At 66.9% G+C, this 21,408-nt stretch carries 17 protein-coding genes and 1 tRNA gene; 3 read left to right on the top strand and 15 right to left on the bottom strand.

Annotation, left to right across the window (positions count from 1 at the left end; translation table 11 throughout):
• Positions 1-314: 314 nt before the first annotated feature.
• The 6 genes from rpsO to F8S13_09830 form a co-directional block, all read right to left on the bottom strand.
• A complete protein-coding gene (gene rpsO, locus F8S13_09855) occupies positions 315-605 on the bottom strand; it encodes a 30S ribosomal protein S15 (protein ID KAB8143315.1) in 291 nt (96 codons plus the stop codon).
• Positions 606-792: 187 nt separating this feature from the next.
• The gene (locus tag F8S13_09850; protein ID KAB8143314.1) at positions 793-2,016 is read right to left on the bottom strand and encodes a hypothetical protein; all 1,224 of its coding nucleotides are present in this window, start codon (positions 2,014-2,016) and stop codon (positions 793-795) included.
• A 6-nt stretch (positions 2,017-2,022) separates the two neighbouring features.
• Positions 2,023-3,030, bottom strand: coding sequence for a flippase-like domain-containing protein (locus F8S13_09845; GenBank protein KAB8143313.1), 1,008 nt, complete (start codon positions 3,028-3,030; stop codon positions 2,023-2,025).
• Between the two features lie 294 nt (positions 3,031-3,324).
• Positions 3,325-4,143 (bottom strand): hypothetical protein, encoded by an 819-nt coding sequence (locus F8S13_09840; protein ID KAB8143312.1) that lies wholly within the window; start codon positions 4,141-4,143, stop codon positions 3,325-3,327.
• A 285-nt stretch (positions 4,144-4,428) separates the two neighbouring features.
• On the bottom strand, positions 4,429-4,608 hold the full coding sequence (locus F8S13_09835) for a hypothetical protein (protein KAB8143311.1): 180 nt from the start codon (positions 4,606-4,608) through the stop codon (positions 4,429-4,431).
• Positions 4,609-4,668: 60 nt separating this feature from the next.
• A complete protein-coding gene (locus F8S13_09830) occupies positions 4,669-5,691 on the bottom strand; it encodes a peptidase C39 family protein (GenBank protein ID KAB8143310.1) in 1,023 nt (340 codons plus the stop codon).
• 136 nt (positions 5,692-5,827) lie between these two features.
• On the opposite strand from F8S13_09830, the gene F8S13_09825 reads away from it, so the two are divergent.
• A tRNA-Leu gene (locus F8S13_09825) sits at positions 5,828-5,912 on the top strand.
• A 48-nt stretch (positions 5,913-5,960) separates the two neighbouring features.
• On the opposite strand, the gene F8S13_09820 is transcribed toward F8S13_09825, so the two are convergent.
• The 4 genes from F8S13_09820 to F8S13_09805 form a co-directional block, all read right to left on the bottom strand.
• A complete protein-coding gene (locus F8S13_09820) occupies positions 5,961-7,358 on the bottom strand; it encodes an NADP oxidoreductase (GenBank protein KAB8143309.1) in 1,398 nt (465 codons plus the stop codon).
• Positions 7,359-7,505: 147 nt separating this feature from the next.
• Positions 7,506-8,243, bottom strand: coding sequence for an SCO1664 family protein (locus F8S13_09815; protein ID KAB8143308.1), 738 nt, complete (start codon positions 8,241-8,243; stop codon positions 7,506-7,508).
• Between the two features lie 59 nt (positions 8,244-8,302).
• A complete protein-coding gene (locus F8S13_09810; GenBank protein ID KAB8143569.1) occupies positions 8,303-8,806 on the bottom strand; it encodes a DUF3090 family protein in 504 nt (167 codons plus the stop codon).
• 29 nt (positions 8,807-8,835) lie between these two features.
• The gene (locus tag F8S13_09805; protein ID KAB8143307.1) at positions 8,836-9,738 is read right to left on the bottom strand and encodes an MSMEG_4193 family putative phosphomutase; all 903 of its coding nucleotides are present in this window, start codon (positions 9,736-9,738) and stop codon (positions 8,836-8,838) included.
• A gap of 1,341 nt (positions 9,739-11,079) precedes the next feature.
• On the opposite strand from F8S13_09805, the gene F8S13_09800 reads away from it, so the two are divergent.
• Together F8S13_09800 and F8S13_09795 are read left to right on the top strand one after the other, a co-directional pair.
• Positions 11,080-12,573, top strand: a complete 1,494-nt coding sequence (locus tag F8S13_09800) for a potassium/proton antiporter (protein ID KAB8143306.1) — start codon at positions 11,080-11,082, stop codon at positions 12,571-12,573.
• A gap of 89 nt (positions 12,574-12,662) precedes the next feature.
• Positions 12,663-14,561 carry an adenylate/guanylate cyclase domain-containing protein gene (locus F8S13_09795; protein ID KAB8143305.1) on the top strand — a complete coding sequence of 633 codons (1,899 nt, stop codon included), beginning with the start codon at positions 12,663-12,665 and terminating at the stop codon, positions 14,559-14,561.
• On the opposite strand, the gene F8S13_09790 is transcribed toward F8S13_09795, so the two are convergent.
• The 5 genes from F8S13_09790 to F8S13_09770 form a co-directional block, all read right to left on the bottom strand.
• Positions 14,467-15,261 carry an HAD-IIA family hydrolase gene (locus F8S13_09790; protein KAB8143304.1) on the bottom strand — a complete coding sequence of 265 codons (795 nt, stop codon included), beginning with the start codon at positions 15,259-15,261 and terminating at the stop codon, positions 14,467-14,469. The genes F8S13_09795 and F8S13_09790 overlap by 95 nt on opposite strands.
• An 85-nt stretch (positions 15,262-15,346) precedes the next feature.
• Positions 15,347-16,222, bottom strand: a complete 876-nt coding sequence (locus tag F8S13_09785; protein KAB8143303.1) for a DUF1028 domain-containing protein — start codon at positions 16,220-16,222, stop codon at positions 15,347-15,349.
• Positions 16,223-16,330: 108 nt separating this feature from the next.
• Positions 16,331-17,710, bottom strand: a complete 1,380-nt coding sequence (locus tag F8S13_09780; GenBank protein KAB8143302.1) for a J domain-containing protein — start codon at positions 17,708-17,710, stop codon at positions 16,331-16,333.
• Positions 17,711-17,775: 65 nt separating this feature from the next.
• Positions 17,776-19,416: an RNA polymerase sigma factor RpoD gene (gene rpoD, locus F8S13_09775; GenBank protein ID KAB8143301.1), complete on the bottom strand. Its 1,641-nt coding sequence runs from the start codon at positions 19,414-19,416 to the stop codon at positions 17,776-17,778.
• 10 nt (positions 19,417-19,426) lie between these two features.
• Complete coding sequence (locus F8S13_09770; protein KAB8143300.1) at positions 19,427-21,391, bottom strand: DNA primase; 1,965 nt, start codon at positions 21,389-21,391, stop codon at positions 19,427-19,429.
• Between the last annotated feature and the right edge of the window lie 17 nt (positions 21,392-21,408).

Genomic DNA, 21,408 nt, shown 5'->3' with positions numbered 1-21,408 from the left:
TGTTCTCCTTCAGACTGGCTGCCCTTTGCAGCCCGCCGAGAGGTGTTAGGCACTGGAGGCCGCGCTCGAATCTGTGCTCAAGCGCGCTCTCCAATCCCTAACAGTCCGCTCGGCTTGTACTTCCTCAAAACCTATTACCTAGGGCCGCTGCGCCATGGGCGCGGGCTAGGGGAAACCACACCAGGGGTGGTATAACACAAGCCCGGGGAATGCGATCCCCCGGGCTTGTACACACCGTGTTACGCAGCAGGGCCATGCCAATAGCTGATCTTCACAAACCCCCATCGAATCATTGCCTGCTGCGCCATAGGTACCTATCGACCGCGCTGCGAGAGCGAGTCGCGCAGACCGAGCCGCTCGATGAGCGCGCGGTAGCGATCTGTGTCCTTGCTCTTGACATAGGCCAGCAGGCGGCGGCGGCGGCCGACGAGCTTCAGCAGACCACGCCGCGAGTTGTGGTCGTGGATGTGGGTCTTCAGGTGCTCGATCAGCTGGTTGATCCGCTCGGTGAGCAGCGCAACCTGCACCTCCGGCGAGCCAGTGTCGCTCTCGTGGGTGCGGTAGCCGGTGATAATTGTGCTCTTGTCGTCCTTCTCAAGCGCCATGAGAAATGCTCCTTTTCTCGTAAACCGCGTACAGGCTGGCGGTGCCTGCCGTTGTAGCCAAATAACAGCCGGACGCATTATAGCAGATTATGGCAATTCGTGCGAATCAGCATGCAACTGTGATCTTGGTGCATCGATCTGGCCGTTTCGGCGCGCCCCGATCGGCTGCCCGCCGCTGCGCCATGGCCTAGAAGCCCACCTCTACTATCTGGCGTCCCACGCGATCTTGCCGGAAACCCACGCCATCCCAGGTGAGGCCCACGTAGAACCCCATCTTGTTCTCGGGCTGGTCGACCTGTATCCGCCCGATCACCTCGGCCTCCTCGCCGGGCAGCAGCAGATCTTCCTGGTAGGGCACCTGCCACTTGTCGGGCGTGCGCGGCGTGATCGCCCAGCGGTAGGGGTAGCGGCGCGGCCCGGCGCTGGTGTTGCCATCCCAGTCCACGCCCACGCGCCAGAACCCGCCCGATTTCTGCACGTACTTGCCCTGCTCGATCGACGAGAAGACATCGTTGGTGGTGTAGGTGTAGCCGGATGCCGGGCCGTAGGTGCGGATGGGCACGTCGCCGGTGTTCTTGACGCGCAGCGTGACGGTGATGGTGTCGCCCAGCTCGATCCGGGCGGGCGCGATGTTGCTGTAGGTGATCGTCGCCTCGGGCTGGCCGCTCTCCACGATCGTGATCGGCCCGCTGCGCTGCACGATATTGCCCAGCGCATCCTGCACCCGCAGCGTATAGGTGTACACGCCATTGGGCAAAATAGCGCCATCGCTGGTCTTGCCGTTCCACAGCGCGGTGTGTGGGGTCGGCTCCTGCTGCTCGCCTGTGATGATCGGGATGGTATTGCCGCCGTCGGGCCGCGCGATGCTCAGATCGACGGTGGCGGTGATCGGCAGCTGGTAGCTGATCTCGGCCTGGTCGTCGATGCCGTCGGCGTTGGGCGAGATGGTGGCGGGCGATACGGTCAGGTTCTCGACCGAGGGTGGCGGGGTGTCGGTGCCGGTGATGGTGAGCTTGCCCTGGCGCTCGGCCTGCTCGCCGCCGTCGTCGGCCTTGGCCTGGATGGTGTAGGTGTACTCGCCGCTCGGCAGGGCGCGCTGCAGCACGTCGGGCGTGCCAGTGCTGGGCGCGGTGCCGTCGAACCGCATGGTGTAGGGCGTACCCGAGGGCGTGCGCGGCTCGCCCTCGCGTAGGGTGTAGCGGGTGCCCTGGGCATCATCCACATATACCCAGATCTTGGCCGCCCGGCCCACGTTGTAGCTAAAGCTCACATCCGCGCCGCTGCTGCGGTCGAGCACCAGCGTGGCGGGGGTGGAGTTGACCAGCAGTTGGCTCGCGCCGCACGCGGCGAGCGCAGGGCACAGCGCCAGGGCGGCGCAGATCGCCAGCAGGGAGTGGTGTAGTCGTTGCATAGGCTCCTAGAGCGAGGCGTCCGCCGTGACGCTGGGGTCGTCGGCGGGCGGGGCCTCATCGAAACGGTAGCGGCGGCTGAGCATGGCCAGGGCGACAGCGCCCAGGCTGACGCCAAACCACAGCGTGCAGAAGCGGATGATCAGCGTGGCCGTGGTGGCCCCGCCCGCCGCCAGCCCAGGGATGAGCAGCACCAGCATGCCCGTGCTCGACGCCTCGGACACGCCCAGGCCGCCGGGCAGGAACGAGACCAGCCCGAACAGCGTGGATGCGGCGAACACAAAGGTGGCGACCAGCAGCAGCAGCCAGGAGGGGTCGATGCCCAGGCCGCGCAGCACGTAGTACATGGCCACACACTCGCCAAACCACGAGACCACGCTGATGATGGTGGAGACCAGCAGCAGCTGCCACGAGAGCAGCTGGTGGGTGCTCTCGTAGATCGTGGCGATCTTGGGGGCCAGCTTGCCCACCACCGGCATGCGGGCCAGCAGCGCCAGCAGGCGCTCGCACAGCGGGCGGAACTGCAGCACGATGATGCCCGCGACGCTCAGCACCAGCAGCAGCACAAAGGCGGGCCGCGCGGGTGGGTAGAGCGTCAGCCCCAGGCCCATCAGCAGCAGCATGGCCAGGCCATCGGTCAGGCGCTCGGCCAGCACGATCGGGGCCGACTGCGCCACCGGCGTGCCGTTGATTGTGCGCAGCAGGAACGACTTGAGCACCTCGCCCACCTTGCCCGGCGTCACCGCCATCACCATGCCGCTGGTGAACAGCAGGCCGCTGTCGGCGTAGCTGACGCCGTGGCCCATGTTCATCTTGCGCAGGTAGTAGTCCCACTTGAGCCAGCGCAGCAGGTAGTTGAGCACCGTGAAGCCCAGGATGGCGGGCAGCATGGCCCAGTTGAAGTGGCGGAAGCTATCGCCCACCTGGCGTATGTCGCTAAATAGCCCAAGCGCCGCCACGACGACTAGGCCGATCAGGGCGGCAAGAATGATCTTTCCACGAAGTTGAGATAACACGCATGGCTCCGTTGTGTACATGTTCTTGGGGCGGGTCGGGTGCGCCGCCGCAGGGTATTGTACAAGATGTGGGGCCATGTGTTGCAGCGGGGATGCTGGGGCTTGGCCGATGCATTTTTAACACATCGAAGATTCTTTACCACCAAGACTCCAAGACACCAAGAAACAAAAGGGTCTCTACGTCAGAAAGGTGTAATGCTACGTGGGGAGGGAGAGGTGAGGGTGGGGGAAGGCCCGATGCGCAGGAGACCGAGGGGAGGGCGCGCGCACCAAGCGATGCGCGCGCCGAGAGGCCTACTTGACGATCTCGAAGCCCTGGCCGATCTGGTCGAAGGAGTCTTTGTACTCCTCGGTGCGGTCGGGGCCGGTGGTCAGCGAGATGACGTACATGTCGGTGCCCGCCATGATGATGTACTGCGTGATCGACGCGGTGGTGCTGGTGCCCTCTGCGCCGGTGGCCATCGTGGGCGTGTAGCGCAGCATCACGGCCTCGCCAGCGGGCAGCGTCATGCGCGTGCTCTCGATGTCCTCGGTCTTCAGGGCCGACTTGATCTGCTCGATGTTGGCCTGCTCGATCGTCTCGATTGGCATCTCCATGCCGATGGCCTGCTTGATGATGTTGATGTTGGTGGTGAAGTTATCCTTGGTGCCATCCGCCGATGCGTCGAACGCGAAGAATTTGATGCCAGCCTGCGCCATAGACTCGACCTGGCCCTGGAACTGCTCGCCCAGCTCGGGGTTGTTTTTCAGCACGTCGTTCAGGCTGCTAGTCAGGTTGGGGTCGCTCAGGTCGATCTGCTCCCACTCGGGCGGCAGCGCCACGGCGAAGCCCTCGCCGCTGACCTCGATCCGCTGCCAGTCGGCGGGCAGCGCGGCGCCTGCGCCGGTGCTGGCCTCGGCGGTGGCTCCGGCCTCGGCGGTGGCCTCGACCTCGGCGGTCGGCTCGACCTCGGTAGTGGCCTCGACCACGGTGGTCGGCTCGACCACCGCAGTGGCGGCTACCGCTGCGGTGGCGGGCACCACCGTGGCGGGCGTGGCGGCGCTGCTGCCGCAGGCCGTGATCGCGAGCGCCACGATGCCCACAAGAGCGGGTCGAAGGGTACGGTACTGCATGTGATCTCCTGTTCTGATCCCCGGCATGTCCGCAGGATCATGCCCCGGCCCTGGCGAGGCGCACAGTGCGCCCCCGTCGCCGAAACAATGCGAGGCCCTTGGGATCGTTTCTCGGCGGCTGCCGGGGCGTGTGCGCAAGGGCCTTTGAGAATATATACGTGTGCTGGGCCAGTTTTCGGCCCAAGGTGAAAAGATTGTGATCACCGCGTGGCGGCAGCTCTGTGCGCACATCACGCGGCGGGGCACGGCGGCGATACGAAAAAAGAAAAAGAGCAGTTTAGCTGTCTACTCGCCGTAGCCCTCGGATGTCACATAGCGGTAGAGCCGCTGCAGCAGCTGGAGCGAGATGCCTTCCTCCTCCTGATCGTGTCGATTGGGGAGCGGCACGCGCTCGGCGTAGTGCCGACGCAGGCGGATGATCAGTGCTTCGACGTAGGCCCTCCGTCGCTCGGTCTCGGTGTCCATGTTTGCGCTCCATGGATGTTGGGCATAGGTCATACCATCGCCTCAAGCAAGAATTGTGCCTCAGGGGCATACTCCTTTCGGCTCGGCAACCCAGCCGTGGGGGTGGATAATATAGACCAGGCCCTGCGAGCCGCCCTGCCACACGCGCTCGAGCTGGTCGGCGCGGTAGCACCGGTGCACCTCGGCGATGCTGGGGGCTGCTGGGTCGGCCACGTGCGCACCGCCCTCGTCATCGAGGCCGGTGAGTACGATCAGGTGTCCGCCGCTTGAGCTGTCGGTCGCGCCGTCCAGCTGGCCATCCTCCCACGCGATGCTGAGGATGGGCGGCACGCCGTCGCGCAGCAGCGGGGCTAGTTCGGCCAGGCTGTGCAGCCGGGCGGCGTAGGCATCCAGCCCGGCGGTGGCCGCGAAGGCGGTGTTGAAGGCCCAGTTGCCGGTGCCCTGGTAGTTGGGGTCGTAGCAGCGCGGCGCGGCGATCTGCGGGATGGCCGACTGGTGCTGGAAGGGCGCGAGCTGCGCCTGGCCAGTGCGCTGGTGCCAGTAGCCCAGCACCATGGCCACGCTGGTGGGGCTGCACCAGCCCGCGCCGTCGGCGTAGGCCAGCTGCGAGCGCGGCGGCACGGCCAGCACGCCCGTGGCGGGCGGGGCGCTGGGCTCGGGCGGCTGGGGCGCGCTCAGCGCTAGGCTGAAGCTGTGGATCGCGGCCTGCCCGTAGAGCCGGATGCGCGCCTGGGCCGCCGCGCAGGGCGCGGATGCCGCCAGCGTGTCGATCTCGACCCTGGCGTGGGCGTCGCGCTGCGGGCCAAAGCTGGTGCGCCTGCTGCCCTCGGCGCGGTCATCCCAGCGGGCCAGCTGGTAGAAGCCCGACCAGGTGTCGCCCTGGCGCACGCGCAGCGCCACATCCACCCAGCTCTCGCCGGGGGTGGCTGCCGCCCAGCTGGGGATGGCCTCGTCAAAGGGCTGCGCCGGCGCGACCACCGGGCTGATCAGCTCGCGGAACGCGGCGCGGGCCTCCACCTGCCAGCCCTGGGCCTGGCTAGGGGCATGCCAGCGGAAGAGTGCTCTCATAGCGTGTCTCGTCATCGTATCTGGGTAGGGGCGGCTGCTCGGGGCCTTGCAATGCGCAAGATGAGGTGTGGGAATACCGCACGATAGGCACGGGCCGCGCGGCGACTTGCCCAAGCGCCATGCATATGGTACAATCCCAACAGCCTGATATGGGGACGTGGCGGAATCGGCAGACGCGCTAGACTTAGGATCTAGTGCTGCAAAGCGTGAGAGTTCAAGTCTCTCCGTCCCCACCACATATGCGAGCGGCGGCGGCCATGTTTGGCCGCCGCCGCTCGGCGTTTCTAGCCCTGGTTGATCTGGGCCAGCATCTCGTCGACGCGGGTCACCTTCACGCGCGGGCGGCCCTGCTCGGCACCCCGGCTGGTCTCGTAGGCGTCCAGCGTCTTCCAGCCCTCCCAGGTCACGTAGTCGGGCTTGCGCTCATCCAGCAGCGCCACGATCTTGGCCGGGTCGCGCTGGTCGTCGGCGATGCCGGGCAGCGTGGCCAGATCCTCGACCATGGCGTTCACCGTGGCCACGGCATCGGGCTTGTTGGTGCCGATGATCCCGGAGGGGCCGCGCTTGATCCAGCCCACCACGTACTCGCCGGGCACTGGCTCGCCGGTGCCCTCGCGCACCACGCGGCCCGCCACGTTGGCGATCGTGCTGGTCGAATCGTCGAAGGGCACACCGGCCAGCGGCACGCCCTTGTAGCCCACCGAGCGCAGCACCATGCCGGCCTCGATCGTCTCGAACGAGCCGATGCCCTTGGCCCGCAGCCCGCCGCGCGAGTCGGCCTCTAGCTGGTTGCGCTCGACCACCACCGCCGCGACCTTGCCATCCTTGCCGATGATCTCCACCGGCGAGCTGAGGAAGCGCATGATGATGCGGCGCGGCGAGCCTTTCTCGCCATTGGCGGCGTAGTTGCGCAGCATGTCCACGTTTTTGGCCGCCGTCTTGTCGCTGGCCACCGTCTCGGCGCTCACCGGGTCCAGCTCAAGGTCGGCGGGGTCGACCAGCACGTCCACGCCGTGCAGCTCGCCGAACTCCTTCAGCTCGGGGTTGGTGAAGGCGGCCTGGGCCGGGCCGCGCCGCCCCAGCATCACCACCTCGCGCACCTTGCTGCTGCGCAGCTTGGCCAGCGCGTGGTCGGCGATGTCGGTCTTGGCCAGCTCCTCGGGGTCGGCCACCAGGATGCGGGTCACATCCATGGCCACGTTGCCGTTGCCCACTACCACCACGCGCTCGACCGAGAGGTCGAAGTCGAAGTCGACATAGTCGGGGCGGCCATTGTACCAGCCCACAAACTGGGTGGCCGGGAAGCTGCCGGCCAGATCTTCGCCCGTGATGCCCATCTTGCGGTCGGACTGCGCGCCCACCGCGTAGATGATCTGGTCGTAGAGCGGGGCAAGATCCTCGTGGGTCACATCGAGGCCAAAGGTGACATTGCCGAAGTAGCGCACGTTGGGCAATGCCGCGATCTTATCGTACACGCGGGTCACGGCCTTGATCGACTGGTGGTCGGGGGCGACGCCCTCGCGCACGAGCCCGAACGGGGTCGGGAATCGGTTGAAGAAGTCGATGCTGTAGCTGAGGTCTTTCTGCTTGAGCAGCGCCTCTGCCGAGTAGAAGGCCGCTGGCCCTGCGCCGATAATGGCGATGCGCACCGGGCGCTCTGGGGTTCCCAAACGCTGATCCACGAGGCTCCTCCCCATCTCTCTAAAGATGTATTAGAAATAAAAAGAGCGCAGCAGATCGAGAGCCTGCGATCGACTCTGATCCTGCGCTCATTGCTCCCAAGAGGATCAATTTGGCAGAGTATACCATATCTTGGGGGGCGGGCGTGGCTATACGGGCGGCCAGGGGATGTTGCGGCCCGGCCCCGGCTCGGGGTGGCAGCCGGTATTCACCAGCCGGTTGAGCCTGCGCTGCAGCGCCCGCAGCTCGTCCGGCTCCAGCAGCTGGGCCAGCATGTCGTAGCTGGGGTCGCCGGGGGCCAGGCGCTGGGCCAGCGACTGCAGGTCGGCTAGGATGTCGGGCCGCAGCGGCGCGCCCGCGAAATCCCACAGCACCGTGCGCAGCTTCATCTCGCTGTGGAAGCAGATGCCGTGGTCGATCGCCCACAGCCTGCCGTCGCTGCCCTTCAGGCAGTGGCCGCTCTTGCGGTCGGCGTTGTTGGCCAGGTAGTCGAAGGCGGCCAGCTGCTCGATCTGCCACTCGTAGCCGCCCTCCTTCTGCATGGTCAGCAGGTGGGCCTCGCTGTCGCAGTCGATGTAGAGCTGCAGCGAGCCGATGCCGAAGGGTCCATCGCGCAGCACCGTGGGCGGCACCAGCTGCCAGCCCAGCGCCTGGCACAGCACATAGGCCGCCACCTCGCGCTGGCACAGCGTGCCGTCGGGGAAATCCCACAGCGGGCGCTCGCCGCGCCGTGGCTTGTAGACGCCCAGACCCTGCAGGCCCTCGCTGCGCACCAGCGCCAGCAGCGTGTAGTTGCTGCTGTAGGGCAGCATGCCCTGGATCTCCATCTCGCCCTTGGCCAGAAGCTCTAGGACGCTGCTCACCGAGATCTCGTATGATTCGCTCATGGCTTTCCGTTCCGTATGCTCTGCAGCGATCGCCTAGATTCTTCGCGCCGCAAGGCCCGCTAGTTCATGCGCGGGCAGAAGTGGCCCTCGGGGTCGATGGGCCGCATGCAGTTGCCGCAGATCTTGCGGCCCTTGGAGACCACCTGCTGGGTGTGCTGGCTCAGGGCCCGCATCTGCTCGCGGGTGGCGCTCATGCGCGCGGTGGGGGCGTTGTCCTCATCATCCAGGCCCTGCAGCAGCAGGATGACCATATCGCGCGCCTCGTCGTAGCCCAGCCCGATCTGGGCCACGCGGAAGGCTGGCTCCAGCGGCTCCTCCAGGCTCATGTCGCTGATCAGCAGGAACTCGTCGGATGCGGAGAGCAGCGGGTTTTTCTCGGTCAGCTCCTCAAGGAACTGCTCGATGTGCTGGGCCAGGGCCTGCACCTGCTCTTTTTCGGCCACCACCGACACCAGCTGTGGCCCGCGCCGCGCCTGGATGTAGAAGGTGCGCTGGCCTGGCTTTCCGACGGCGTTTATGGTGATCCGGCTCACCGGATCGAGGTCGTAGGTGAAATCTTCCATGCTCATAGGGTTGTTGTAGAACGCCGGGTCTATCGCTCGGGCGCGGCCTCGGGCGCGGCCTCGGGGGCAGGTGCGGGCTGCGCCTGCTCGGCGGGCTGCTCGGGCTTTGGCTCCTCGGGCTTTGGCCGCAGGTGCTCAAGCGACCCCGTATCGTTATAGGCCAGCAGGCGCGGGCCGGCTGGCGTGAAGGCTACCGCGCTCAGGGCGCACGGCAGGATCTCAAGCCGCTGAAATAGGTCGGTGTGGATGCCGATGTAGTGGGCCAGCGCCAGCCGGATCATGTCGGCGTGCGAGACCACGGCGATGATGCCCTTGGGGTGCCGCCCGCGCAGGGTGTCCACCGCCGCCACCATGCGGGCCTGCGACTCGCCCAGGGTCTCGCCGCCGGGGAAGCGCGTGCCGCTGGGGTAGTGCTGCACCCCGGGCCACAGCTCGTGCTTGTACAGCTCCTTTAGCTCGGCCCCCTGCCACTCGCCATACTTCACCTCGCCCAGGGCATCCAAGATGTGGATGGGCATGCCGCGCGGCGATGCGATGGCCCGCGCTGTCTCCAGCGTGCGCTCCAGCGGGCTGGCGTAGATCGCATCCAGGGGGATGGCGGTGAGCCGCGTGGCCAGTGCTGCGGCCTGCTGGCGGCCCGCGTCGTTCAGATGCACGCCGGGCGTCCAGCCCGCCAGCCGACCGTGGACCCAGTCGTTGGTGCCGTGGCGGATCAGTAACACAAGGGTCACAGGTATTCCTTTCGCTTCAGCGGCGCTGCGCGGGCATGATACCACTTTTCGTTTTGCGGCGCAGGCGCTCTCGGCACGCCGAGGATTCTTCACCACCAAGACCCCAAGGAACGAAAGGAAACGAATACCACGAAGGCGCGAAGACACGAAGGGAAGAACACCGGCTCGCCACCAAGCTGCCAAGGCTCCAAGAGCATACATGCCAATTCACCATCCATACGGCAAACATGCCGCTATGGTTTTCATGGACATCATCACAACGTTCATCTGTGTGGGTCGGGGGAAGGTCTGTGTGGGTCGGGGGAAGCTCTGTGTGAGTCGGGGGAAGCTCTGTGTGGGTCGGGGGAGCGTCACAACATGATGTTGCTTTTTGGGGTGGGGCACCGGGATGCAATAGCGGACGGCATCTAGCGTACCAGGGCGTGCAGGGCAAGCAAGATCAAAGAATCCTCATCCACCCGGCCCATGCGGCGAAGGTGCCGCTAGTGTTTTAATAGCCATATGCACGAACCCCAGCCGCCAGGAAAATGGCATAGGAACGCCTCAAATTGGGGGTTCGAAGGGGGCAACGCCCCCTCGTGGGGTTACTAGGGGCTAGCCCCTAGTCGCCGCCCGCGCAGGGCATCCACCCACCGAACAAGTACAACCGCCATCAACGAAGGCGCACCCTGGCCGAATCAACGACAACGCATATTTTTACCAAAAACGCCTCGGGAAGCCGCAGAAAGCGGCACCATATGAGAGTGATGCCCTTTAACAGGTGTCACTTTCTTGGGTCGGGGCGTCGGGATGCGCCCCACGGGATGAAACGGCGTGCCGGGCATGCACGCCATGTGATCATTGCTGTAGGGGCGGGTCTTGTGCCCGCCCACGCCGTGTTTCATCGCACGCATCGCAGGGCATTCGATGCATGCGATGAAACGCGGCGTGGAACGCATTGGGATGTGTCGTAAGCATCGGATCGGGCCTCGATGCTTGCGGCGCGTTGCAATGGGGCGGACACGAGATCCGCCCCTACACTCATGGCGGATCATTGCGATCATCGGGTCGGGTGCGATGACGGCAATGCGGTGCATCGGCCATCGATCGTGCATGGTTGCCAAAAACGCATGGGAACGCCGCAAAAGTGACACCTGTTGAAGGCATCGCCCCCTGGCGGGGTTCCGAGGGGCTGGCCCCTAGTCGCCGCCCGCGCAGGGCATCCACCCAGCTCGCTCGGATTTCCGCCGTTGTTTATTTCTCAAGCGTAATAAAGAGTAAATCAACGCGCCATTAATTGCTGATAGTAGGTAAAAGTATAAGATACCTAAAATAACTATCGGTATTTCGTGGAAATTGCATATATGCGCAGATTTCCTCCTTTGAGCAGCATATGCGCGGCTTCGCCGACATACACCGCAAGGCCTGATCGTAGCGATTGACGCCTGCCCAGAACTGCTGGTACGATAGCGGCATACCTCACACCAAACACCTCTAGGTTTGGCCTCACAAAATGACCATCTGTTTCGAGTAGCTACGCTGTGGAAGAGAGAGGCGCATATGATGTTCACGATCGAAGAGCAGCTTTTTATTGGGGCGCTGCTGCTGCTTGCCAGCGTGATCGCCAGCAAGGCTTCCAGCCGCTTTGGCATCCCCTCGCTGCTGCTGTTCTTGGCCATCGGCATGTTTATCGGGGCCGACGGCCCTGGCAATATCTACTTTGACAACGCCCAGTTTGCCCAGAACATCGGCACGGTGGCGCTGGCCTTCATCCTGTTCTCGGGCGGGCTAGATACCGACTGGAAGGCCATCCGCCCGGTGCTGCGCCAGGGCCTGCTGCTGGCCAACGTGGGCGTGCTGGTGAGCACCGGCATCTTCGGCATCTTCGCCAAGTACGTGCTGGGCCTGGGCTGGGGCGAGGGCCTGCTGCTCGGCTCGATCATCTCATCCACCGATGCGGCGGCGGTGTTCTCGGTGCTGCGCACCACCGGCGTGCACCTGAAGGGCCAGCTGGAGCCGCTGATCGAGCTGGAGTCGGGCAGCAACGACCCGATCGCCGTGTTTCTGACCGTGGGGCTGACCGAGCTGCTGATCCACCCCGGCGCATCCATCGCCGGGCTGGTGCCGCTGTTCTTCTGGGAGATGGCGCTGGGCGCGCTGGTGGGCTTCGGGATCGGCTGGGCTATGACCTGGGCCATGAACCGCATCCACCTGGATGTGGATGGGCTCTACCCGGTGCTCTCGATCGCCACGGTGATGCTGGTGTTTGGGGCCTCCTCGCTGCTGCACGGCAATGGCTTCCTAGCCGTCTACCTGGCGGGCATCACCATGGGCAATCGCCGCATGGTGCGCCGCCAGTCGATCGTGCGCTTCCACGACGCGATCGCCTGGCTGATGCAGATCGCCATGTTCCTCACGCTGGGGCTGCAGGTCTTCCCCTCGCAGGTTATCCCGCTGGCCGGGCAGGGCCTGCTGGGCGCGGCGGTGCTGATCTTTGTGGCCCGCCCGGCCAGCGTCTTTGTGGCGCTGGCCTTCAGCGGCATGAGTGTGCGCGAGAAGCTGATGATCTCGTGGACCGGGCTGCGCGGCGCGGTGCCGATCGTGCTGGCCACCTTCCCGCTGCTGGATGGGGTGGCGCACGCCAGCTTCATCTTCAACATCGTGTTCTTTATCGTGCTGGCCTCGGTGCTGGTGCAGGGCACCACCATCGCCCGTGTGGCGCGCTGGCTGGGCCTGAACCGCCGCGAGCCGGGCGAGGAGCGCCACTCGCTGGCCTTTGTGCCCAGCGTGGGGCCAGAGAGCCGCGTGCTGGATCTGGTGGTGCCGATCGGCGCGCTGGTGGGCGGGCGCACTATCCGCGACCTAGAGCTGCCGCATAACGTGCTGGTCATCCTGATCGAGCGCAACGGCGAGCAGATCGTGCCCAGCGGCGCGACCGTGATCCGCGCGGGCGACCACCTGCGGGTGCTAGCCGACCCCGGCCAGGTGAGCGAGCTGAACACCCGCCTGCTCGACCTGCAGTCGAAGCAGAGCAAGCCCGCCGCCAGCGAGAGCTAGGGCGCGGCGGGAAAATTGCGGCGGCGCACTGCGTTTATCCATGTGGGCCACACAGCGCTGCCGATAGCAACCACAGGGAGAAGCCCCGCATGTCATTTTCTACCGCCCGTTTCCAGCGCAGCATCGTGCTGGATGGCACGCCAGCGGCGCTCTGGCCGCTGCTCTCGGACACCAACCGCGTGAATCGGATGATGGGTCTGCCTGCCTCCGAGCGCGTGGAGGCGGGCGAGAACGCCACCCTGGCCATCCGCGCCCGCTACATGGGCGTGCCGGTCGCCTGGCGCGAGCCGCCCTTCCAGTGGGTGTTCGAGCAGTGGTTTGTCAGCGAGCGGATCTTCGACGCGCCGTTTCCGGTGTCGCGGGTGGTGGTGCGCACCGCGCTGGTGCCGCAGGGCCAGCAGACGCGGGTGGATGTGGATGTGGTGGTGGAGAGCCGCTGGTTTGCTGGCTGGCTGGCCGCGCATCTGGTGGTGGCCCGCCAGTTTCTGGACGACATGCTGAAGGTCTACCGCATCTTCGAGCGGGCCGCCGCGATGGGGCGCATCCCGCCCGCGCGCAGCCAGCCCAGGGTGAGCGCGGCGCGGCTGCAGGCCGCCCAGGGGCGGCTGGCCCAGCTGGGTGTGGCCGGGCCGCTGGCCGAGTCGCTGGTGCAGCACATCCGCACCGCCGCCGACGCCGATGTGGTGAAGATGCGGCCCTTCGTGCTGGCCGACCAGTGGCGGGCCGACCGGCAGGAGGTGCTGCGGCTGTGCCTCTACGCCACCCGCGCCGGGCTGCTCGATCTAGAGTGGGATGTGGTCTGCCCCGGCTGCCGAGGCATCACCGAGCGCGCCACCACGCTGGGCGAGCTGGCCCACGAGGCCCACTGCGCGGCCTGCAATATCCACTACCACCTGAACTTCGACGAGGCGGTGGAGCTGCGCTTCAGCGTCAGCCCCGACATCCGCGAGGCCTACGACGCGACCTACTGCGTGGGCGGCCCGGCCAACACGCGCCACATCGCGGCGCAGCTGCGGGTTCCGGCGGGCGGGCAGGCCGATGTGGCGCTGCGGCTTGCGCCGGGGGCCTACCGCATCCGCGCCGTGGGAGCGGCGGGGCAGGCCGATGTGGATGTGCGCGAGGGCGGCGCGGGCGAGCTGGCCCTGGCGCTGGGCCAGCCCGCCCCGACGGCGACCGCCACGCTGGCGGCGGGCGGCGGCAGCATCCAGCTGGCCAACCCCACCGACGCCGACATGCTGGTGCTGGTGGAGGAGCGCACCTGGACCACCTACGCCGCCAGCGCGGCCATAGTCACGGCCATGGCCGAGTTCCGCACCCTGTTTTCCTCCGAGGTGCTTTCGCCGGGCGTGGGCATGGCGGTGCGCACCATGACCTTCCTATTCAGCGACCTGAAGGACTCGACCGCGATCTACGACAGCATCGGCGACGCGCCCGCCTACGCCCGCGTGCGCGACCACTTCGCGCTGATGCGGCGGATCATCGATGAGCGCCACGGCACCCTGGTCAAGACCATCGGCGACGCGGTGATGGCGGTGTTCCCCTCGGCAGGCGACGCGGGCGAGGCGGCGGTGGCCATCCAGCGCGAGTTCACGCTGGGCGAGATCGCGCAGGGCCGCCCGGCGCTGCGGGTGAAGCTGGGGCTGCACCGTGGGCCGTGCATTGTGGTGAATGCCAACGGCCTGCTCGACTACTTCGGCTCCACCGTCAACACCGCCGCCCGCATCCAGGGCGAGAGCCTGGGCGGCGACATCGTGCTCTCCAGCGCGGTGATGGAGGACGAGGCGGTGCGGGCGATGGTCGAGCGCGAGCGAGCGCAGGTCGAGCCGTTCGAGCGCCAGCTGAAGGGCATCAGTCAGCTGGCCATGCTGCACCGGCTGTGGCTGCCCGAGGCCGCTAGGCTTGCCGCCACGCCGCCAGCAGGGCAGGCAGATCGGCGTACACCGCATCGGGCTGAAGGGGGCTTGCCGCCAGCGCCGCAGGGCTGGTGACGCCGGTCATCACCAGGGCGGTGGCCAGGCCTGCGGCGCTGGCCCCGGCGATGTCGGTGTCGAGCCTATCGCCCACGGTGAGCGTGCGCTCGGGCGGCGCGCCCAGCATGGCCACGGCGGCGTGGAACATGGCGGGCTGCGGCTTGCCGATCACCAGGGCGCGCTGCTCGGTGGCTGTCTCCAGCAGGGCGATCAGCGAGCCAGCGCCGGGGATGATGCCATCCTCGGCGGGGAAGGTGGCGTCGGCGTTGGTGCCCACAAAGGCGGCCCCAGCGCGGATGGCCTTGCAGGCCTGGCGGAAGTCGGCGTAGCCCGCCTCGAAGTTCATGCCCACCACATAGTAGCTGGGGGCCACCTGATCTGGCTCGAAGTAGCCATCCCCAAACAGTGCGTCGCGCAGCCCATCCATGCCGATCATGCCCACCCTGGTGCCGCGCGGGGCTTGGGCCTCCAGGTAGTGCCGCGTGGCCACCGAGGATGTGATCACCTTCTCGGCGGGCATTGCGATGCCCATGGCGGCCAGCTTCTGCTCGTACTGCTGCGGTGTGAGCGTGGAGTTGTTGGTGGCACAGGCGTAGGCCACCCCGCGCTGCTCGAAGAAGGCCAGCAGCTCGGCCACGCCCGCCAGGCGCTGCTTGCCACGGTAGAGCACGCCATCCATGTCGAACACGACGGCGGTAAAATCATTCAGGTTCAGCATTGGGTTCTCCAAAAAAATTGACCTGGGGCGCGGCGAGCTTGGCCGCGCCCCAGCGTATCGCGTGCGAAAAATGCGCTTGTGGGCGCTACCTCAGGATCTTGTCGCGCATGAAGGCTAGCACCAGCGGGTCGATGTGGGTCTTGCTGATCAGGCGCTCCTCCAGATTTTCCACCCCGCCGTAGGCCGCCAGCGCGGCGTCGGTGGCCTCGTCGTAGCTGGCGCTGATCGGGCCGTGGTAGAAGCCCGCCCTGGCCAGCAGATCCTGCAGCTCGCGGGCCACCTGCGCATCGATCGGGATGAGATCCTCGGGGCTTGGCGGGGTCAGGTAGAAGCGGTGCAGGCGCAGCAGGCGGGCCAGCTCGGCCACGGGCGCGGCGTGGTCATCCACCCGCAGGTCGATGTAGCGGTCGATGTAGCCGCCGTACGAGCCGCCCTTGCGCGCCACATACAGCGCCGCCGACTGGCGACCACGGCTGTCGCCGCCTGCGGCATCGCCCGCGCTCAGCGCGGCCAGCAGGCGCTCGGCCAGCTCGCCCTCGGTGGCGCGGAAGGCGGCGGCCATGGCCTCGGCCACCTCCGGCCCCGCCAGGATGTTGCCCTGCACCGTGAAGCCCTCGCCCACGATGTGCCCGGCCCACGGGAAGCAGGCCGCGCCGGTGAAGGCCGCCGCGTTCCCGGCGGCATCCACGAAGCTTGCCTGGCGATGCTCGCGGCCCTCGTCCTCGGCCAGCAGCGCGTCCAGCGCCTCCTGGGCGCTCAGGCCGTCGGCCATCAGCGCCAGGCCGCGCGGGCCGAAGCCGGTGTTGGCGAGGGCCTGGGTGGCCACCGCGCCGATCTCGGCCTGCGCCCAGGGCACCACCGCGCCCACCGAGAGAAACTTGGATGCGACGGCCACGCCTAGGTCGCCGCTGGCGAGGTCGCACGCCACGATCGAGAAGGTCGCGATGATTCTGCTGCTCATAGGCTCCTCGTGGGCTAACAGATGCGGAAAAAAGCCGAAGGCCGATGAGCGTGTGTGCTCGGGTCGGCCTTCGGCAGAAAATCGGGCTGGCGTGGCCAGGCGGCCCCGCTACTGAAGGGCGCGCACCTCAAGGTTGTCGAAGAACACCTCGGCGTCGCTGCGCCCCGACACGGCGATCAGCCCGAAGCGGTTGCTGCCCAGGATGTCGGCGGGCGTATCGATGCTGGCCACCTGCTGACCGTTGATCACCAGCTGCACCGTGCTGCTGCTGACGCGGGCCAGCAGGCGGTTGGTATCGTTGGCCCCGCCCAGGATGGCGTCGGACTGCCCGCCCGCCAGCACCTCGGCGGCCTGGCTGCCCCGCCGCTCAAGCCGGTACGACGACTGGGCCGGGTTCACCACAAAGCTGACAAAGTTATCCTCGTCTACGAAGGACAGCAGCATGCCGCCTTCGGACTGCGCCACCTGCACATCCACGCCCAGGCTGTGCTGGCCGGGCTGCAGGGTGCGGTAGCTCCAGATCATGCCGATGCCCGCGTTCACCGCGATGCGGTAGCGCCCGCCCTGGGCGTAGCCCACGCTCCAGCCCGCGCCGCTCTGGTCGGCCCAGCCCGCGCCGGTGAAGCTGTCGGAGAACAGCAGCTGGCCCTGCTCGGCGGGCAGCGCCGTGGGCGTGTCGGTCGGCACCTCGGTCGGCACCTCGGTGGGGGGCTGGGTGGCGGCTGCCGTGGGCGCGGCGGTGGGCCGCGCGGTGGCGGCTGCCGTGGGCGCGCTGGTGGGCCGCGCGGTGGCGGCGGCGGTGGGGCTTGGCTCGGCGGTGTTGGCTGCGGTGGGCAGCGGCGCGCCCGGCGTGTCGGGCTGGCCTGCCACCGTCTGCTGGCCGCCGTGCTGGGTCAAGGCCCATGCGGCCAGGCCCAGCACCGCCAGCCCGCCCACGCCGCCTGCGATCAGAAAGGTGCGGCGGCTATTGGGCTTCTCGGCGGCGGGCTGCTTGGGGGCGCTATGCTGCTGCGCGTGGCCCTGGGCCTCGGCCTGCTCTAGCAGGGCCGCGCTGTCGCGATAGAAGGGGTTGATCTGCTGCAGCTGGCGCAGCGCGGCGATGGCCTGCAGGGTGTGGCCCGCCTGCAGGTGCGCCACCGCCTGATCGTACAGCTCGGCCTGGTGGTCGCGCTGCGGGGTCTGGCCGGGCTGGCGCTGGGGCTGCGCGCTGGGGCGCTGCGCCGCCGCCGAACCACCCATGGTTTTCAGACTCGCGTTGTAGAGGCTGCGCGTCCGGAAGTTGCTCAGCGTGGCGTAGGCCTCGGTCAGGGCCTGGCTGCGCCGCTGGGCGTAGGCCTGCTCGTCGGCGTTGGCGCTCACAAAGCGGTCGGGATGGTACTTTGCGATCTCGCGCCGATAGGCACGCTTGATCTCATCCTGCGTCGCCGCTGGGGCGATGCCAAGTAGCTCGTAGTGATCCAAATCCAGGAAGTCGGACACCGCAATCACCTAAATATTCAGTATGCAGCAGATGGCGGGCTGCGCTGCTGGGCGTCGCCCGCCATCTTCCACGACTACTCGAGGTAGTCCCGTAGCTTCTTGCCCAGCCGCGGATGCCGGAGCTTACGCAGCGCCTTGACCTCGATCTGCCGGATGCGCTCGCGGGTGACGCCGAACTCCTTGCCCACCTCTTCGAGCGTCCGGCTGTGGCCGTCCTCGAGCCCGAAGCGCAGCTGGAGCACCCGCCGCTCGCGCTCGGTCAGCTGGTTGAGCACCTGCTCGACCTGCTCGCGCAGCATCTGGTGGCTGGCCGCATCCGAGGGGGCCAGCACCTTCGAGTCCTCGATGAAGTCGCCGAGCTGGCTATCCTCCTCCTGGCCCACCGGGGTCTCCAGCGACACTGGCTCTAGCGAGGTCTTGTGGATGGCGCGCACCTTCTCGACCGGCATGCCCAGCACCTTGGAGAGCTCCTCATCGGTCGGCTCGCGGCCCAGCTCCTGCAGCATGCGGCGCTTCTCGCGCATCAGCCGGTTGATGGTCTCGACCATATGCACGGGGATGCGGATGGTGCGGGCCTGATCGGCGATGGCGCGGGTGATGGCCTGCCGGATCCACCACGTGGCGTAGGTGGAGAACTTGTAGCGCTTCAGGTAGTCGAATTTCTCGACAGCGCGGATAAGCCCCACGTTGCCCTCCTGGATGAGATCCAGCAGGTTTAGGCCGCGCCCGATGTACTTTTTGGCCACGCTCACCACCAGGCGCAGGTTGGCCTCGGTCAGGTGCTTGCGGGCATCCTCGCCGATCTCCACCTGGGCGTTCCAGCTGCCCCAGAGTAGGGGTGCGCTGGCGAATAGTGCGCGGGCATCCTGCTCGCCGGGCCACGTGGCCTCGGGGGTGGTGTTCAGCGCGTGCTGCAGGTCGCGCGGGCAGAGCCCATAGATGATCATGGCCTGGCCAATGGTCTGGTCGAGGCTCTCGGCGTTCAGCCCATGCTCCTTGGCGATCTCGCCGCGGCGCTTGTCGAAGGCGATCTTCTGGTCGAAGGTCAGCCGATCCTGCAGCTCAAGGAACTCGCGCAGCTTCGACGGCGGCACCGGGCCTTCACCCTCACCCAGCCGCGACACCAGGTCGGTCATCACGCTGCTGGCGCTTGGCCAGTTCTTCAGAAAGCGCCCGTACATCTCAATGCCGATGCTGGCCACGTTGTCGCTGCGCCAGTCGACACCGAAGAAGGTTTTCAGCGCCTGCACGTAGGCCCCCACCACAATGTTGTGGGCCAGCTCGCGCTCTTGGCTGGTCTTCAGCAGCTGCACGCGGCCAATTTCGCGCAGGTACATGCGCACGGTATCGTTGACGCTGATGCCATCGACGTTGAGATCGTCAAGGTCTTCTTCCTCGGCGAAGAGCGCGTCGGCCTCTGGCCCGCTGCCGCCGATGATGTCGTCGCGGGTGGAGATGCCGGCCTGCTGAAGGGCGGCCTGGATCTGGCCAAGCTTGTCGAGGTCGGACTCGGGGTTGGGCACCAGCGCCAGCACCTCGCCCTCGGTCACATAGCCGCGCTGCTTCCCAATGGCGATAAGCTCGGTGAGGGATTGCACCGACGGTGCCTCTGGCTCGCTCTCTTCAGCAGATGCGGCATGATCGCGGGGTTCTTCGCCCAGATCTTCTTCAAGCTCGGGATCATTTTCAAGCATCGGTTCTTTCCGGTTCGCCATTGGTCACTCCTCAAACCGCACGCGTATGGAGATCATTATAGGTAGGGCTTCGCTTTGGTATGCTCAGCGCATCGATATACGAGAGAATCTGCATCAGTTGATCCGACATCACTCGATAGGCCGCCTCGTCTGCTGGGTCGAGCTGCTCGCTCAGCCGTTTTTTCCATTCGCGTGCGAGATTGAGCTGTAGCATTGTAGCACGTTCCAGCGCATCATTGACATATCGGTACGACTGTGATTCGGTAACATCGAGGGTAATAGCACGCATGGCCAGCGGGCGCAGGATGTCGGCGTCGAGCTGCTGCGCCCATGCTGTGGGGTCGGTGCTCTCGGGCTCTGGCTCCCAGGCCTGCCAGATCGCGCGGATCTCGGGCCGCCGCAGCAGCTCGACGATCGTGCCCTCCAGCAGCCCGGCCACCAGCGGGAAGGGCTGCAGGTCGTTGTAGATCTTCTCCTGCACGGCCCGCCGCGCGGTCGGGTGGCGGATGAGCCAGCCCAGCAGGAAGTCCTCGTTGGATGGGGCGTCGACCGCTGGCGGCGGCGCGGCCCCCTGGCGCTGCTGTGGTGGTGGCGCGGCCCCCTGGCGCTGCTGCCCTTGCCCCTGGCGCTGCGGCGCTGGCCGTGGCTGCCGCGGCTGGCCGGGCATGGCGGCGCGCAGGGTGTGCTCCTCCACGTGCAGCATCCGCGCGATCTGCTGGATGTAGTGGGCCTGCTGCACGGGGTTGGTCACCTGCTCCACCAGCGGGGCCAGCCGCGCCGCCGCGTCGGATTTGCCCTTGGCGCTGGCCAGATCCAGGTCGCTGGTGAGCGCGGTGATGTAGAAGTCCATCACCGGGCGGGCGGCCTGCACCAGCTCGCCCCAGGCCTCGGGGCGCTCCTGGATGACCTCGTCGGGGTCGCGGCCCTCGGGCAGCACGATGATCTTGATCTCGGCGTCGAGCTCGCGGCCCCAGCGCACCACGCCCTGTGCGGTGGGGATGGGCACGTCGCGCCCATCCATGTTCTCCTGCAAGATCTGCAGCCCTTTGAGCGTGGCGCGCACGCCCGCCGCGTCGGCATCCAGCGCTAGGTAGACGGTCTTCACGCCCAGCTTCTTCAGCACGCCCACGTGGTCGGCGGTCAGCGCGGTGCCCAGCGGGGCCACCACGTTCTTGAAGCCATACTGGTGCGCCACGATCGCATCCACGTAGCCCTCCACGATCACCACGGCGTCCTCGGCGCGGATGCGGTCGCGCGCCATGTCTAGCGCGTAGAGCACGCGGCCCTTGTCGAACAGCGGGGTCTGCGGCGAGTTCATGTACTTGGGCTGGGCGTCGCCGATCGCCCGCCCGCCGAACGCGATGATCTCGCCCTTCACATTGCGGATGGGGAACATCAGGCGGTTGCGAAAGCGGTCGAAGTAGCCGCCCTGGTCGCGGTGGATGACGAGGCCCGCCGCCTCCACATCCTCGGGGTCGAAGCCCTTGCGGTCGGTCAGGTAGCCCAGCAGCGTGCTCCACTCGTCGGGGGCGAAGCCCAGCTGGAAGGCCTCGACGGTTGCCTCATCCAGCATGCGCCGCCCGACATAGGCGCGGGCGGCCTCGCCGCGCGGCGATTTCAGCAGCATGTGCTGGAAGAACACCGCCGCCGCCTGGTTGATGGCCAGCAGCCTCGTGCGCTGCTGGTCCTCCTGCTCCTCTTCGGGGGTGCGCGGCGCAAGCTCGACCCCGGCGCGCGCGGCCAGCTGCTCCAGCGCGTCGCGGAACTCCAGGCCCTCGCGCCGCATCAGGAAGTCGAACACCGTGCCCGAGGCCTTGCACCCGAAGCAGTGGAAGCTCTGGGTGTCGGGGAACACGTAGAACGCGGGCGTCTTGGTGTTCGGGTGGAACGGGCAGAACCCCACGAAGTTCTTGCCGCTTTTGCGCAGCGACATATACCCCGAGATGAACTCGACCACGTCGATGCGCTCTTTGATTGTGTCGGTGGCACCGTTCATAGGGAGAAAGCTATGGC

It is taken from the genome of Chloroflexia bacterium SDU3-3, from assembly GCA_009268125.1.
Taxonomy (GTDB): domain Bacteria; phylum Chloroflexota; class Chloroflexia; order Chloroflexales; family Roseiflexaceae; genus SDU3-3.
The sequence above is the reverse complement of the archived record's forward strand: the minus strand, read 5'-3'. Positions and strand labels throughout refer to the sequence as shown.